Source organism: Cyclobacterium qasimii M12-11B (assembly GCF_000427295.1).
Classification (GTDB): Bacteria; Bacteroidota; Bacteroidia; order Cytophagales; family Cyclobacteriaceae; genus Cyclobacterium; species Cyclobacterium qasimii.
Genome location: NZ_ATNM01000193.1, coordinates 12562 through 29439, shown reverse-complemented (window position 1 = coordinate 29439; position 16878 = coordinate 12562). Strand labels below are relative to the sequence as shown.

General features: G+C 41.0%; 12 protein-coding genes. 3 read left to right on the top strand and 9 right to left on the bottom strand.

From position 1 onward, the window contains the following. Positions 1–47: 47 nt before the first annotated feature. Positions 48–2264 (top strand): outer membrane protein assembly factor BamB family protein, encoded by a 2217-nt coding sequence (locus tag ADICYQ_RS23705; protein ID WP_020891472.1) that lies wholly within the window; start codon positions 48–50, stop codon positions 2262–2264. A 191-nt stretch (positions 2265–2455) separates the two neighbouring features. Here ADICYQ_RS23705 and ADICYQ_RS23700 read toward each other — a convergent pair whose 3' ends face one another. The 8 genes from ADICYQ_RS23700 to ADICYQ_RS23665 form a co-directional block, all read right to left on the bottom strand. Then, positions 2456–2788: a DUF2149 domain-containing protein gene (locus ADICYQ_RS23700; protein ID WP_020891471.1), complete on the bottom strand. Its 333-nt coding sequence runs from the start codon at positions 2786–2788 to the stop codon at positions 2456–2458. After that, on the bottom strand, positions 2769–3368 hold the full coding sequence (locus ADICYQ_RS23695; protein ID WP_020891470.1) for a MotA/TolQ/ExbB proton channel family protein: 600 nt from the start codon (positions 3366–3368) through the stop codon (positions 2769–2771). The genes ADICYQ_RS23700 and ADICYQ_RS23695 overlap by 20 nt, the downstream gene beginning before the upstream one ends. Further along, positions 3356–4048, bottom strand: a complete 693-nt coding sequence (locus tag ADICYQ_RS23690) for a hypothetical protein (RefSeq protein ID WP_020891469.1) — start codon at positions 4046–4048, stop codon at positions 3356–3358. The genes ADICYQ_RS23695 and ADICYQ_RS23690 overlap by 13 nt, the downstream gene beginning before the upstream one ends. Before the next feature lies 1 nt (position 4049). After that, positions 4050–6569 (bottom strand): cobaltochelatase subunit CobN, encoded by a 2520-nt coding sequence (locus tag ADICYQ_RS23685; RefSeq protein WP_051160348.1) that lies wholly within the window; start codon positions 6567–6569, stop codon positions 4050–4052. Further along, entirely contained in the window at positions 6547–8769 is a 2223-nt protein-coding gene (locus ADICYQ_RS23680) for a cobaltochelatase subunit CobN (protein WP_051160347.1), read from the bottom strand. Before ADICYQ_RS23680 ends, ADICYQ_RS23685 begins: the two co-directional genes overlap by 23 nt. 57 nt (positions 8770–8826) lie before the next feature. Further along, the gene (locus ADICYQ_RS23675; RefSeq protein WP_040418000.1) at positions 8827–9900 is read right to left on the bottom strand and encodes an HmuY family protein; all 1074 of its coding nucleotides are present in this window, start codon (positions 9898–9900) and stop codon (positions 8827–8829) included. Positions 9901–9902: 2 nt separating this feature from the next. Continuing rightward, a complete protein-coding gene (locus tag ADICYQ_RS23670; protein WP_020891465.1) occupies positions 9903–12224 on the bottom strand; it encodes a TonB-dependent receptor in 2322 nt (773 codons plus the stop codon). Between the two features lie 101 nt (positions 12225–12325). Further along, on the bottom strand, positions 12326–13552 hold the full coding sequence (locus ADICYQ_RS23665) for a GTP-binding protein (RefSeq protein WP_040418029.1): 1227 nt from the start codon (positions 13550–13552) through the stop codon (positions 12326–12328). A gap of 1020 nt (positions 13553–14572) precedes the next feature. On the opposite strand from ADICYQ_RS23665, the gene ADICYQ_RS23655 reads away from it, so the two are divergent. Together ADICYQ_RS23655 and ADICYQ_RS23650 are read left to right on the top strand one after the other, a co-directional pair. Beyond that, the gene (locus ADICYQ_RS23655; protein ID WP_020891461.1) at positions 14573–15124 is read left to right on the top strand and encodes a DUF2911 domain-containing protein; all 552 of its coding nucleotides are present in this window, start codon (positions 14573–14575) and stop codon (positions 15122–15124) included. A 3-nt stretch (positions 15125–15127) separates the two neighbouring features. After that, complete coding sequence (locus ADICYQ_RS23650; RefSeq protein WP_020891460.1) at positions 15128–16264, top strand: amidohydrolase family protein; 1137 nt, start codon at positions 15128–15130, stop codon at positions 16262–16264. A gap of 232 nt (positions 16265–16496) precedes the next feature. On the opposite strand, the gene ADICYQ_RS23645 is transcribed toward ADICYQ_RS23650, so the two are convergent. Then, positions 16497–16871 carry a GxxExxY protein gene (locus ADICYQ_RS23645; protein WP_020891459.1) on the bottom strand — a complete coding sequence of 125 codons (375 nt, stop codon included), beginning with the start codon at positions 16869–16871 and terminating at the stop codon, positions 16497–16499. Between the last annotated feature and the right edge of the window lie 7 nt (positions 16872–16878).

The window sequence follows — 16878 nt, the reverse complement described above, 5'->3', positions numbered from 1 at the left end:
CCAAAACTTTATTAATTTACAGGCTGTAAATGCTATAAAACTGTAAAATGAAAGCTGCCATCTCAATAAAAACCAAAAAACAAAGCTATCCATTGACCTCTGGGTTTATTCTCTGGATGTTACTATTAGGGATTGGAAGCTGTACGGAAAAGCAGGATGCCTATTCCAATTGGGGTGTTTATAAAGCCGACGCCGAGAGCAGTAGCTATTCCCCTCTTGATCAGATCAACAAGGAAAACGTTTCCAAAGTTGCCCTGGCATGGGTTTTCGAACCCAATGACAGCATTGCTGGGGACAGAGCACAGAACAGCGAAAGCAATCCGATCATCATCGAAGATGTCCTGTACACCACCTCTGCCCGTGGACGGCTATTTGCAGTCGATGCAGTCACAGGTGTATTGAAGTGGAGTTTTGATCCCTTTGATGGGGAACGAGGAGGTGGAGTCAAACGGGGAGTAACCTATTGGGAAGATGGTTCTGACAAACGCATTCTTTTTACTGGTGGCGATAAACTTTTTGCCATTGATGCATCCACTGGAATGCCAATCTCTTCATTTGGTGACGAAGGTAGGGTAAACTTAAACGAAGGAATGCGGGGTGATCCGGATAAAATCTCGGTAATACCCACTTCACCGGGAATTGTTTTCGAAGATTTGTTGATTCTTGGCACGGAGGTTTCGGAACTCTATGGTGCAGAACCTGGCCATGTGAGGGCATACAATGTGCGTACTGGGGAATTGACCTGGACTTTCCATACCATCCCACTACCAGGGCAAGTAGGTTATGAATCATGGCCAAAGGATGCATGGAAGTATGCCGGAGGAGCCAACAGCTGGGGAGGATTTAGTTTGGATGCCTCCAGAGGAATGCTCTTTATGGCTACTGGATCTCCTGCCTACGATTATTATGGTGCAGACCGGAAAGGCATGAACCTATTTGGCAACTCCGTAGTAGCGGTGAATGCCCGAACCGGAGATTATATCTGGCACTTTCAAACAGTACATCACGACTTGTGGGACTATGATTTGTCCGCACCTCCAAACCTAGTTACCGTAGAACATGATGGCAAAAAAATCGATGCTGTAGCCCAAACTTCTAAAGTAGGATTTCTTTATGTATTGGACCGAGAAACGGGGGAATCTTTATTCCCGATTGAAGAAAGGCCTGTACCAGCATCCGATGTTCCTGGTGAAGAGGCCTGGCCAACCCAGCCCTTTCCGCTAAAACCAGCACCCTATACCAAGCAATATTTGGACGAAAAAGACCTTGCCAATTACTCCCCTTCTTCTCGGGATACGCTGGTGAAGCTATTTCGCTCTTATCGCTATGAGGGGCTTTTTACTCCTCCCTCCGTACAAGGAACCTTGCAGTTCCCTGGTTCACGCGGGGGTTCAAGTTGGGGCGGTGCAGCTTTTGATGCCACTACTGGCCTCCTATATGTCAGATCATATAATTCACCGGAAATCATGCTCTTGAAAAAGGTGGAGCCAGAAAACGCCATCACCAATCTATCCGTTTATAGGCAGGGAGAATCGATTTATAACACCTATTGTGTAAGCTGCCATGGCAGGGACCGAAATGGAGACGAGCAGGGGAATCCTTCCCTAGTGGGATTAAAAGGCCGAATCAGCGAAGGAGATGTGCTTAACAAAATAAAGCAGGGAGGAGGTAAAATGCCGAGCTTTTCCAGTGTTATTACTGACAAAGCAAAGGAAGAAGCTATCCTGGCCTACCTCTTCGAGAACGAAAATAAGGGACATCCCGAGCAAGAGGAAACCCTTCTGAAAGAAATCAACAACAATCAGGGAGCATCTCCTGAAACCCAATCCGTAGACAGCCTAGCACGTTACCTGAACCTCACGGCTTATGGATATTTCAGGGATACAGAAGGAAGACCTGGTATCAATCCACCTTGGGGCATGCTTCATGCTATTAATTTAAATACTGGAGACTACGCATGGAGCGTCACTTTGGGAAATAAGCCTGAGCTACAGACAGGTGTGCAAGAGACTGGTGAAGCCGGTTCCGGTGGACCGACAGTTACTGCCGGTGGACTTGTTTTTATAGCAGGAACGCGGGATAAAAAATTTAGGGCTTTTGACAAGGATACGGGTGAAAAGCTCTGGGAAATCAATTTACCTGGGTATGCAAATGCCAATCCAAGTACCTATACAGCGGATGGGAAGCAGTACATCGTACTTTCCGTTGGAGGGGATTCCAAAAACACAGCCGGATCCGTAATGGCTTTTTCACTACCGGATTGATAAACCGAAATAAAACTTTGCAGCCCTAATCGTTTCCTAATATTTAAGAGTTAGACAATGAATTGGGTGGTATTTTTGCTTTTTTTCTGCAGGAATACCACCCAATTCTCTATCTTAATTAGTTTCAAAACATTAAAGGAAATTATAGTGTAGGGATAAAAACCTTATTGGTTTTCTTGTATAAAATCCTATCACTCCGGCACATAGATAATTTCTCCATTGTCCAATTCATAGGCGGTTCCTACTCTTTTGCCCTTATCCCCTTCACTTTTGGAGTCTTTATTGGACTTGTATCGGGTGATCTCCTCCCCTTTTTTGGTGATAATTTCCATGTTCTCCTTCCCCGGATTTTTTACCATAGTGAAATCTTCCTGAGTGAATATTTCGGACATATTAAAACGGGTAACCAAAGCAACCATCAGTGCCACGGCAAATACCATGGCCACATCAAAAAGGTTGGCCACGGAGGAAATGGGATCATCGTCTGCTTTTTGACTTAAAAAACTATTTCTTCTCTGTCTCATTCTCTTCTGTGATTAGGTCTGAAATATAAATGAGTTGGGAAAGGTCTTTGGCAAACCAACGCTGTTTCACTTCGGTTAGCATAAAGCCAACAGCCCCAACGATAAGTCCTACTACTGTTGTAGAAAAGGCTACTTGCATGTTTTCTGCCATGGAGGCAATATCACCGGAAGCCAAACCTACCAAAGCAGGTCCCATAGGTATTAATGTTCCCATTAACCCTAAAACAGGTCCCAACTTGGACATGGTTTTTATTGTCCCTAATTGTTTGGTCATCTCCAACTCAAAATCTGCTAAGGTTTTTTCACGGTTTACCGCAGAATGCCTTGAGGCAAGCAGGTTTTTTAAATAGACAAATTGAGGTAATTTACCTTCAGGAACTGATTTCCCCTCAAGGCTTGTCGTCGCTACTTCATTGATAAAAGGAGTCAATGTTTTAAAGGCCTTTAATCGAGCAACATAGTCTCCATAAAATCCACCGATGGCAAGCAAGGATTTTAAAAACAAAAAGAGCAAAACGACGATTACCGGAAGCATGAGTCCGGTAGAAATCCAGTACAATAGTTTATTTAGTATTTCCATTTATTTTTTATTTGTTCTCCTAAACGGGACCATATCCAGCCCAGAAAGACCATTAAAATGGCCGAGGCTAAAACGATCAGAAAGGAGGTTAAATCATAATTGTTTTGTTGAGGCTTATAAGGCAAACCCTGGCAGAATATGGTGATGATGATGCTACCGAGAATTTGCCCAAAGCTTAAGATATAGCGCAATTCCATCCTAAGATAATGCTCAGGAAGAATGGATTTAATGGTAATAGGAACCGCTATAAAACAAGCTATCAAACCAAGGGAGAAATAGATGGCCAATGTTTCAAAGTCAATTCCTGAAAAGAAATAGAAACTGACCATTTGGGTATACAACACTGCTGCAATCCAAAAAAGACCGGGAAAATAGCTTGCATATTTTAGGTACCTGTTTACCGGCTGACCAAAATATTTTTTTAATATCGATAAGTCGATGCCGATAAACAGCAATCCTTCCATTACCTGAATAACTGCTAAATTCTGCATTATTACAGGGTTTTGCATCCATGTATTCATTTGCTCTTTACTTTGGGCAACCGTCCATGGGTACAGCAAATAAGCAATTAATCCTATAGCAAATGCTACAAGCAAAATCCCCGGGGTTTTCCACTGACTAATCTGAAAGATGGTGCTTAGCAAAGCCAATGCAAAAAGCAGCTGAAGGACTAAATCCATATTAATCTTGTTTTCTTCTTTTGATAATCAATGCGACAAAGACCAAGAAAATAAGACCAATGAGTCCATATACAATTAAGCTTCTGTCTTCATCCAGGGATTCTTCTTCTACACGTTCAGCGATTGTTTCTTTTTTCATCACCATTCCTTCTTCTATATCCTGAGGTGTTTTTACCGATTTTAGAGCGGCTTCATATTCAGCCGTTGCTTCTTCCGAAAGGCTTTCAGTGATAAAGGCCTGTAAGGCTTCATTGTTACATACAAATCCACTACATCCGGCTTTGTATTCGCTGATCAACTCGGTATGGAGGCTGGTGAGTGATTCAAGTTGCTCTTCGGAAGCATTCCAATACCCTTTTCGAATGGTTTCGAGCATCACAGCTGTCATTTCCTGTAAAGCATAGGGATTTTCACGTTCAAAAAAGTCCTGTACGTTCAATTCCAGCTTGTCCTTGATATACACGTCATGAAGATTGTTCCAAAGCGCATCGTCAACGTCTGCAGGCTTCATCACATTCCATCCGTAAGTATTCCGAAAAGTTTCTGCAAATGTCTCCGCAGAACTAGCTCCTCCTTTCATGTATTCACTGATGTACTTGGGGTTGAGAAGCGTAGATCTTGCTTCTACCCAAATGGCTTCTTTTAAACCTTGAACTTTCGCCTTTGAAGGATTCCTGAAATCGTTAAAATAAGCATCTGGGTCATTTCCTGTTACAGACCTCACTGCCATACTTAAACCTCCCATAAATTCATACACATGATCCAGGCTAAGGCCTCCCCATGTATTGCTTTCCCGAGGCTGAACCACCACTTCTGTATTTTGTAAAGCAGCTTCAAAAACCCCTTTTTGAAAGGCTCCCCAATTTTCACCTTCATCATAAATGGCGCCCATATTGTTTATATAGGTGTCTGCAACTTGCTGCTCGTCATCCCAACCATTGCCCTGTTCTACCATTCCCATGATATTGGTGCCATAGTTACCATTTACGCCACCAAATACACGTTGTGTTGACCATTCGCGAGCTTGTTTGGGAGACATTCCTTTTTCCTTCATGACTTGCTCTGCAGCAAGCACACCCGCTTTTACGTAGTTTTGTTCGGAGTCTTCTGCTCCAGCTGCCATTTTTACCGCTTTATTGATCAGAAACATTCTTGAAGCAGCCAAATCACGAAACTGACCTGAGGTCTGAACTATGATATCAATTCTGGGCCTTCCGAGTTCTTCCAAAGGAATCAATCGAATATCAACCACCCGTTTGAAGGGATCCCTCACTGGCTCAACACCCAATAAATAAAATATTTGTGCGACCATGGCTCCCTCTGTATCTATGAAATCTCCTGACCAGAGTGTAAAGCTCACTTTTTGTGGAAATTTACCATGCTTTTCCTGATGCGCCTCCAATAAGGTTTTGGCTAGCCCAACACCAAGATTCCAGGCTTCAGGTGAAGGCGTTTTTTCTGCATCAATGGAAAATAGATTACGCCCCGTGGGTACGGTTGAAGGATTGGTTATAGGATCGCCTCCAGGTGATGGGGCAATATAGCCACCCTTCAAGCCTGTAAGGATTGCTTGTAATTCTGCACTTGTACTTTCTGTAAGCTCCTTATGGTAGTTTCCAACCGACCGAACAGCCTGTTCAATATTCAATACTGCCCTTGCATATTCTTCTTCATGCCTATCCCTTGCCAAAATCTCTAATTCCAGCTTGTCCATTGTGCCCTTTAGATTGCCTGCAAAGCCTGTTTGTGACCAATAAGCAGTCAATGCTTCCGGTTGTTTTTCTTTTATCAGTTGCCAATTTTCCAAGTAAGTTTTCAGCTGTACCAGATGAGTTTGAAGCTCAGTTCGAGTAGGATTTTTTAATTCTTTGGTTTGGCTTACTAGCTCCAGTGAATTGATGTAATCCTTTTTTGTTAGCTGAGCTATTCGCATATTATCTGCTCGCTCCTTTTCTATGGCTACCTGCTCGGCAAGTCCATCGTCTTGCAGAAGTTCAAAAGTCAATTGCCTTAATGCTTCCTTTTGCATCAATTTGAGCAAAGCATAGACGTCTTTTTGTTGTCCTATCTCCAAAGCTTTTGCCATAGCGGGTATTGCCTTTGCTATTGTTTTGGCTTTTTCCAGGCTTTGGGGATCCAGTATGGAGGAACTTTGCTTAAACTGTTTGTCGGAGGTTAAATTCATGATGAAATTTACCCGTTCCGGATGCGGTGAAATAGCTATTACCAATCGCTGAAGCTCTTTCAGTTCTTTTTCAGTAGGCCCTTTTGCACCACTTTTCCCTTTATTGTCAGGAATTCCTTTACTGGTTTTTTCGTCACCCATGCTAATAAAACCCTTCACAATATCAGCATCAGACATGCCTTGGTTACCTTTTTTCCAGGCTTTTGCTAAAGCCAAATCACTAGGTTTAACCAAGCTTGCCAAAACCTTGTCCACTTCATGATTTTCGCTCAATTTTGCTATAACGGCTTTTGCACGCTTGCGGTAGTTTTGGTCAAAAAAACAGCTGATTGTCAAGTTGTTTTTGAGTTACTTCCCCGTTTAGCTTGTCTAAAAAGGACAAACTGTAAGCAATTGGATCCAGGGCCATCAATTCTGTGGTATTGTCTAATTGCTCAATGGTATAACTATTACCAATGGTATACAATCCTCCAGTGACTTTGGAATTCCGCACCTCTTCTATATGATTTGAAAGCTGGAAAATGGTTTCATCATCAAAATCACCAAGGCTGTCCAATCCCAGATCAGTATGTAAATCAAGGGCAATGGCTAAATCACCAATCGAAGTTCGGTATTGTTCGCGTACGGGCCCTTTAGCCCCCACAAAGGCACTGAGTTTATCTCCTAGTTGCTTGAGATCTCCGGTAACCTCAGACTCCATAAAAGGCGGAGTAAGGTAACTTAAGGTAGTTGCATAGCTCCTTCTTTTGGCAATAATCCCTTCACCTACATTGCTAATAGTATATACATAAAAATGAGGCGTAACACCAATTAGAGCATCTGTCCAGTCAAATCCTGACAAACCAACCTGTTTACCGGGAGTAAATTCCAAACTTCCGTGTGTACCCCAATGAATGATAGCATCTGCCTGAAATGCATTGCGGGTCCATAAATAAGAAGCAATATAAGGATGCGGAGGAGGACTGTCTGTTCCATGAACGATTTGGAAAGTATCCTCTCCTAATCCTGCCAAGGGTTGAGGGAGGAGCACAATGTTTCCAAACTGTAATTTGGCTATAGCAATGTACTCATTGTCCCCTTTACGGCTTGAAAGGTATTCACCTGGCGCTTCCCCATATTTCTGCTTTACCTCTTGGTAACTTTCTGTTTCAAGATCTTTTGCCACCCACTGCTCATATAGTGATTTTTCTACCATAGCGGGGTTTCCATTTTTCAGAAAATCGTCAAAAGCCCCTTTTGCATAGGGACCAAGAACCGAACCTTGGGTTTTAATCATTTCCCATAATTCATCGGCTGAATCAGGCAGGTTTTCTACTGTATATCCTTCTTCTTTGAGTTTAACCAATGCATTGTAAATGGAAGGAACTACCTCCATATTCGCGGCAACCATGGCATTAAGTCCAGGGCCTTTAAAATAGTATATGGCTACTTTTTTATCCTTGTTTGATTTTGCTTTCAGGGCCAGCCATTTTTCTACCATATCTCCAAACTTTTCAAGTCTGTCAGGAATGGCTTGAAAGGATAAAAAGCCCATTTCATCTTCGTATTGCGCTATAATTGCATAAGGATTAATGCCTCCATCCAATTCAGGCAATACCACACTCATGGAAAGTAATCCGCCTTCAAAACCCTGTGGGTCATCCACCCATTCTTCATAAGGCTGAAAAACACTCAAAGGAGTGAGCAATGGGATGTTTTTTTCCTTGAGCCAAGCGATGGCTTCTTTTTCCTGACCCAACGTGAGTCTACCATGCGGCATTAAAATGACAATATCCGGATTTACTTCTTTGAGGAAATCTAGTCTTTTAGTAGCAGCACTGATGGTATAGACATTCAAGTTTCTACTTTCCATCATTCGAATTAAATCATCGATGTGTTCCCTATTGGCATTGAAGGGTCCCGGAACACTTGTGAGCAGGGCCACCTTTGGTTGCTCACTTTTGATCGCTCCTATTTCAGTGAGGTATTGATTGTACTTTCCAAACTCTTCAAAAACAACATTTTCATCCAGATGAATGAAAACATCTCTAGGAATAGATTTTGGGGCTTCAGGATCATCTACAAACCAGGTTTTACCATCCATTTCTTTGCGTACATAGGACAAAAGATAGGCGTAATTAGAAGTACCTCCATGTTTAAAATAATCCGTTACATTATCTAAAACGGCTCCTTTTAGATTGGTTACATCCACATTTGGATTGGTGGCCGATTCCACAAACAGGTTTACTCCTGCATAGCCTGCAGCTTGAAGTTGTTCCATCTGTTCAGGGGACATCTGAAAACCCCGACCAAATATAAATACCGCCGAATAGTCCCGAACCTTGTCGAGTTCGTTCATTCCAAGTACATCAATTTTAATCCAGCTGTTTTTATTTGACCTACTTATTCGGGAGAGTTGAAACTCCTGGTAGTTGACAAAGGCTATTTTAGTTGTACTTACCTTTTTATCATACATCCTGTATCCCGCGTAGGTCAACATAGCAAAGACAATGGCAAATATTATTTTCTTGAGTAGTGGTATTTTAAAAGGTTTCATTGGTTGGGTGAAGTTAAGCCCCGGTAGCAATGCTACCAGGGCAAATTGAAACTTGTCTTATTCTTCTAAGCGGGCATACTCAAATGTTGGATTCCCATTTTCAGCGTTGTCACCTCCTTTATAGGCGAGAAAGCGTACTTTATAGTAATTTCCATCCTGATCTTTTACCAAATAAGTGATGAAATCATAGACCTTGTAGATAGCTGAACTATGAGGCGTTAAAATATTTAACCAGGATCTTCCAATCGCATCTCCTGCATCTGAGCTTCCCAGGGAGTAATAGTCATTTAGCGTGAGCAGCTCATAATTGCTGTCTTCAATTGTTTTTAGATTTTTTTCTGAAGTTGGGTCGTCATTCTGCTCCAGATCAGCAAAAGGATCATCCACAGCCAATTCCACACCATTGTAATGGTTAATCATTGCTGTTGTGGACAAGCGATATACATCACAATTGATTCCCGGTACTGCTCCCGGACCCAAAGCAGCACAAGGAGCTCCGGTTCGAAGAGATACACCGGTAAGAACAAAATCCCAATTGGCAGGCTCTACGGTCACAGTTTGTTCAGATATTAAAGAATAAAAGGTGAAATCTCCCCCATCAAAAACAACCGTGTCAGTTATTAAACCTGATCCATCTAAATTGGCATATTGAATAGAAATACCTGTTGAAGAATGCGCCGTGATCATTAATTTCTTCTTACCCAAAGTGTTGCCATTTTGGTCTATACCCAAATCTAAGATATAGGGCACGTTAAGTTCCCACCCAGCCAAAGCAGTTTTTGATAAATCACCATCCTCAGCATCATAAACATACACCAAGCCTTGATCAGAAGTAACTTCATCAAATGATCCTTCGGAAGGTACGGTTACGGCAACTTTTTTGGCAGAGTTTGTCCTTATGGCTTCTCCATTGTTTTCAAAAGCCAGCTCCCAGGTATTGACAGGAACATCAGTTATCAGCGCTTCTGATAAATTGACATAAACCTGTGTAGAAAGATCGGACCCCATAGATGCGGTAAGGGTTGCTCCCAATTCAATGGTTTTAATATCAGACTCAGGTTCGTCTTCCACGCAATTGGTAAATAAAAGGCTAGTCATAATAGCCAAAGCAAATAATTGTAAGAACTTCATTTTTAATTAATTAAATAGTTGATTTTAATGAATATTGTACGCCCCCAACTTATGGGGTAAAAGGCTTCTCTTCCCGTTTGCAGAACCAGCCCTTTGGATCCTTCTCCAGACAGGCCGATGTCGGTAACATCAAATAGGTTTTTAGCTCCCATGGTGGTGAATAACCGCCCGTTTAAGAAGGGCTTTGAAAGGCTAAGGTCCATGGTGTGGTAAGTGTCCAAAGTAAGCACTCCTATACTCCCATCCTGGTTGCGGGAGAATTCAGATATTGCTCCATTGTATTTGTAGAAAAGATTTATTTTGGTATCCCAGTTTTTTAGGTAGTGGCTGGCATTTACATTGGCTTCTATGCTATTGTAAAATCGATCATCGGCCTCACTACCTGATCGAGCAAGCAATCCCAAGCCAGGATTCAAACGAAAGCCATTGGACCAGGCCATTTCTGCTGTCAGGTTAATGCCATAAGATTTGAAATTGGGTATGTTTTCATATACCCTGGCCACTGGGACGGTTTTGGGAACTTCATCAGGTAGGTCTTCCCTATCTGCTATTTGAATAAGGTCGATTTTATTGTCTATTTTGGAAAAAAACAGCGAAGTGGTAAATGCAGCCTTTGCACCTAGAAAATCTTTTCTTAAGGTTCCAGAGGCATTGAGATTGCTACCTACTTCAGGCTTTAGTGCTTTGTTTCCGACGATATAATGATTGGCATCAATAAATTCATAATACAATTCACGAACGGAGGGTGTCCGGTATCCTTGTCCATAAGAAAATCGAAAATCAAGATTTTCTCCACTCTTGTACATTACATTCAAGGAAGGAAGTAAAGGAAGACCGGCATTTAAAAAATCAATTTCCCGGGTATCGTAACTATTGCTATAAGTATAGCGAAATGAAGGTTGTATTTTAAACTTTGGACTCAATGGAATTTCTAAGGCAGAAAACAAGCCATATTCATTGACGTTCCCTTTGGCATTGGCACTTATCCTTCCTCCGGTGGCATAATTTAGGGAAGCTTCATAACCTGTGGTCAGGTAAATTCCTTGTTTGTTTTCAGTATCTCCATAAACATAAGTTCCCCTAAAAGTCCATGTATCAAAGCGGGTGGTATCATGGTCTTCTGGATCTGAACTCAACCATTTAATATCGTCAATAATATCCTGAAGGTATTTTCTGCTGGATTGTTCAAATAAAGAAACTCCGTTTACCAGGTTAAGATAACCCTTATCAGAAAGTTTTCCTTCCAGCACCAAGGATGCATTCAGCCGTTCGGTATTGTTATAATTATCATTGGCAATGTCTGATATTTTATTGGTTCTGTTGTTAAAGGCACGGGTGGCGTTTCCATGACTTGTGGAATTTTGCCATAATTTGTCCACTGCTGTTGTCAGGTTAAGCCTTTTAACTTTGGTTTTCAGCTTTACGTTTGCGAGGTATTGGGTTCTGGGAATCCAATTTTCTTTGCGCTCTTCTGTTGAAGAGAAACCATTGAATTGATTCCTTGATCCCCCCATACTAATGGAAGTATTTTTCCAACCTCTGGCCAGGCTAAGGTCTGCATTGTATTGACCAACACTTTCATAATAAACACTGCTGTTTATGTTCAGCGTTTCTTCCGTAGGATCTTTTGTAATTACGTTAATGGTACCTGCAAGTGCATTGGTGCCATATTGCACGGAAAGGGGGCCTTCCACAATTTCGACCCTTTCCACATTGTTCATATTGATCTGGCTAAGGTCAAATTCACCTCCGGATCCATTCACAAGGGGTATGCCGTCTATCAGGATCTTAACATTTGGGCCGGAAATTCCCTGCATTACAATCCGTGTTCCTAACACGTCATCCTGAATTGTTTTGAGGTTTAACTGGGTTTGCAGTACATCACTAAGGTTCACTGCTCCTCTGGCTTCTATCAAAGCAGCATCAAACTTTTTCACCTGATAAAGTGAATTCTTCATGGTTGTTGGGGCAAAAGCTCCTGTCACCACCACTTCATTTAAGCCAAGTAGATCTTCTTCCAGGGATATGGTGATTTTCGATCCCGGTTTTACAATTCTATTTACTTCAATGAAGCCCAAATAATTGATGTTGACTTCTGAGTTTTCTAATAATGGAAAGACCGCAGTACCTGCAGCATCCGTTACCCATCCTTTAGGAGATTCCTGTCCAGTAAGTTGAATGGTGGCCCCAATAATAGGCAATTGGTCACTTGCCGCTATCACTTTTATTGAAGTGGGTGTCCCCTGACCAAAAAGGTCTGGGGGAGCCAAATGGGCGAAGAGCAATAAGCTGTATAATAGCTTGATGATAAAGGTTTTATTCATACTGTTTTAAATTAATTTGTTAGGTGGTTAAAATTATTCCCTGCTTAATGTCCGCATTATTCATAGCTATTGTAAAAGCCTTGTCTTGGTTATTTGTAGGCTCATATAGGCCAGTTATCTGTATTATGAACACCCGACTTCATTTCGGCTATTTCCAAATCGGTTAGCAGGCAATTGTCCAGGTCAGCGGTAATTTGTTTGATGTCTAATTCCTGTCCGATAAAGACAAGTTCAATCAGCCGATCTCCCCATTTACTGTCCCATTTTTCCTTTATAAAAGCTTGATTTTCTATATACATTGGATTGGATTCTCTCTCTAAGGTTGGGAGAGCAGCCCACCACCTGCCATATATTTCAGCTTTAAGTGAGCCTCCTGCCTGACTCCACAAAATGGCTTGATCGGGACGAGAACTCATCCAAAAAATACCTTTGCTGCGGATAATACTGGTAGGAAAATCCTGTCCTATATAATCTAGAAATCTTTGGGGATGAAAGGGCCTGGCCTTTCTATACACAAAAGAGCCTATGCCATATTCTTCCGTTTCAGGCTGATGAGTAATTCCTTCTTTTGCAAGATCCAGTTCCACCTGCCAGCCTGCAGCCTGTTCCGCAGATTCATAGTCAAAGAGGCCCGTATTCAGGATTTCTTTTGGCGGAATTTTTCCAAATGTTGTTCGGATAATCTTAGCTGATGGATTAAGTTTATGCAGCGCATGTTCCAACAAGCCCAATTGACTTTCTTCCACGAGGTCTGTCTTATTAATGACCAGCACATTGGCAAATTCTACCTGATCGGTAAGGAGATTAACAATAGATCTGGTGTCCTCATCATCACCTGTCATCTCTCGCTGATAAATGGTTTCTGCACTACCAAAATCTTTAAAAAAATTGTAGGCATCCACCACTGTAACCATGGTATCCAACCGACTAAATGCAGTAAGGTCCAATAGTTCTTCACCACTGGCAAAAGAAAATGTTTGCGCTACCGGAATGGGTTCAGAAATACCGGTACTTTCAATAAGCAAATAATCGAACTTGTTCATCTTTGCCAGTTTTTCTACCTCTATCATCAGGTCTTCTCGCAGTGTACAACAAATACAGCCATTGCTCATTTCTACAAGTTTTTCCTCTGTTCGGGATAGTTTAGCACCATTTGCTATTAGCTTTTCGTCAATGTTCACTTCACTCATGTCATTGACGATGACGGCTACTTTTAAGCCTTCCCGATTGTTTAGGATATAATTGAGTAAGGTGGTCTTTCCTGCACCTAGAAAGCCACTAAGTACAGTTACTGGAAGTTTTTTATATTGATTTGAAGGGTTTGGCATGTTTAATATTTTTGTATTATTGAAATAATGGGGGCCAATAATCATCGAAGTCTAAATGGTTATCAATATTGATTTTAACCAAAGAATGGTATATCCATCACTCATTTTCAGCAGGGTTATGCCTAAAAGGAATAACCCTGTTAATCCATGGTTTAATCGGATAACTCGTCTTGAAGTAAGTGCTGGTTTTCCTGAATGATACCTAAAGACATTGGGTTTTCTACTTTAGGTGCATAAGAAAATAGCCTATTTCAGATATTATAAGGGTGATTACCAATAGGGCAGATAGGCAATGAACACTGTAACAGGTAGGCAAACAATTACCCTTATAACCCATCCATAGAAATAGGTTAAAACCCATAAAGAAGTTGTAGATTGATTACCTAGATGAATACAACAAGGCACAGTTTTAAAGCTGAATAAAGCCTAAACTGTAATTAATTGAAGTTTTGAAAAGAGGTGCAAGAGCCTTTGTTGAGAAAGGATGCTGGTCAATTTTTATTGACCTAAATTATTGAAGGGGGCCCTCTGAGGTAATTAAAATGTCCAGAAATGCTTATTAAATTTATTGCATCGACTGAATAAAAAGGAGGATTTGATAATTTAATTACTTGAAATAAAGCAGTAAAAATAACAGCCGTTTGGCTTTCATATACATCACAAAGTGAACAATCCACAGATGATACAATTTCTATTGCATCTTCCCTATCGTTCAATGTGTAATGTATGTGGCCATAAGAAAGCAGCCCAAATAGGATAGGAAGCACAGTAAAATATGCTGCCAGGTATTTGGATACGATATGCTTGTTTATTTTCACATCGGTAAAAGTAGGATAAAATTAATTTTAATGCAACATCATTGCATTATCTAATTGAAAAAAGTTTTACCTATGGATTTATAAATTCTTTGTAAGATTGGAATAGATAGAAACTATGGATTAAATGCAACTTCCCCATTAAACTTTCATTTAAGCTTTTACAATAAATATTTCGTAAATTTAAAATCTAAAAAACGCAATCATGAAAAAGAATATTTTAATTGGTGTCGGAGTGGTATTTTTACTCTTTGTTATCTGGGTGGTTTATGGTTTATTTATCGCTACCCCTGCTAGTCCTCCTACTACTAGCACCTACAGCGAAGGTGGATTGGAAATCACTGTTGATTATAGTCAACCTTCAAAAAAGGGAAGACTAATATTTGGTGAGGAAGCGGATGATGCCCTTCAACCTTATGGTAAGTACTGGAGATTAGGTGCCAATGCTGCTACCGAAATCACTTTTAATAAAGACGTTACTTTTGGTGGGAAACCTGTAAAAGCAGGAAGCTACAGCATGTATGCTGTTCCCGGAGCCAATGCCTTCAAGGTTACATTAAACAGTGAAACAAATATTTTCTTTGGCATAGCAGAACCTGATCATGAATTAGATGTTGTCATAGTTGAAGCTCCTGTAGAGCAAACAGCTACTGTTGTAGAGACCTTTAATATAGCCATTGAATCCTTAGGACAAGGAGCAGTAATTAATTTTAAATGGGACGAAACTGTGTTTACTGTACCTGTAGCACTACAATAACCAATGGCATCCTCTAAAAAGAAATGGGTGTTGTTACCCCTATCTGTTTTGTTATTCTTGGGTATTGCCTATTGGTTAATAGGTAAAATCCAATACCGCAATAACGTAATGGATGTAGAAGAATATGCACCCATTTCTACCCTTAAGGTTCAGGAACACCTGCTAACCAAGGCCAAATTCCCTTTTATTGATGTTCACAATCACCAGTTTACCATGCCGGTTCAAAATCTGGATGATTTGGTAGAGGAGATGGATGAATTGAACATGGCGGTAATGGTCAATTTAAGTGGATTTAGAGGGAAGTACCTGGAATGGTCGCTAGACAATGTCAATGAAAAGTACAGCAATCGATTCACCCTTTTTATGAACATCGACTTTGAAAAAGTTGATGATGAAGGTTGGCCCAATGAAACGCTTGCCATGATGGAGGATGCCGTGAAATTGGGGGTAAAAGGCCTAAAAGTATACAAAAGTCTGGGCCTTACTGATACTGATGATGAAGGGAATAGACTAAAAGTGGACGATCCTCGCCTGGACCCTATCTGGGCCAAATGTGGGGAGTTGGGTATCCCTGTTTTGATACATACAGGCGAGCCGGCAGCTTTCTGGTTGCCAAAAGACAAAAACAATGAGCGTTGGCTGGAGCTCAAACAGTATCCCAGCAGGTACAAAGACCCGGAAAAGAATCCTTCTTTTGAGGATGTGATGGCCGAACAGCACAATGTCTTTAAGAAACATCCTAATACTAAGTTTATTTCTGCCCATCTGGGTTGGTTTGGCAATGACCTGGCACGTCTTGGTGCCTTGCTTGATGAAATGCCCAATATGTACACGGAATTGGGAGCAGTTATAGCCGAATTGGGTAGACAACCCATTACCGCTAGGGCTTGGTTGATTGATTACCAAGACAGGGTGTTAATGGGAAAGGACAGTTACAAAAAAGAAGAGTACTACACCTATTTCAGGATCCTGGAAACCAACGATGAGTATTTCGATTACTACAGAAAACGACACGCCCATTGGAAAATGTACGGCCTGGCCCTCCCCGATTCAGTCCTGCAGAAAATCTACTATAAAAACGCCATTCATTTGATTCCAGGAATTGACGCCTCTTTGTTTGAGATGGGGGTTGTCGATTAATATACCGTTGGAATCACGGATTTAATTTGATTACACGGATTTCACGGATTTTTAATCGGTGAAATCCGTGGTTCAACCTTTATATACTTTTTCACGTCGGAATCACAGATTTTTAGGGGATTACACAGATTACACGGATTTTTTTAATCTGTGAAATCCTTTAATCCGTTTAATCCGTGGTTCATCCCTTTAATCCGTGATTCAAACGTCTATTCCGTGATTCAACGATCATTTACAACACCAACCGTTTAAATGTGAGACTTTTACTTCCGAAGTTAATTAGGAGGCCAACTTTCAATTTATAGGCTTTTAAATAGTTGAGCACTTGGGCTAAATGAACGTCTTCTAGAATTATTTTGGCTTTAAGTTCAACCAGTACTTTTCCTTCCACTACAAAGTCGGCTCTTCGGGTACCAATTGGTCTGGGTAAGTCTTTGTAAAAAATGTCTTGTTCTATTTCTCGGGCAAATTCCAGATTCGCTTGCCTCATTTCCCATGCCAATGCACGCTGGTAAATGACCTCTTGAAAGCCATTACCTAAAAATTTATGCACCTCAAATGAAGCTCCGATAATTTTTTCTGTGATGTCTTTATGTTTTAACTCCATACAAAAA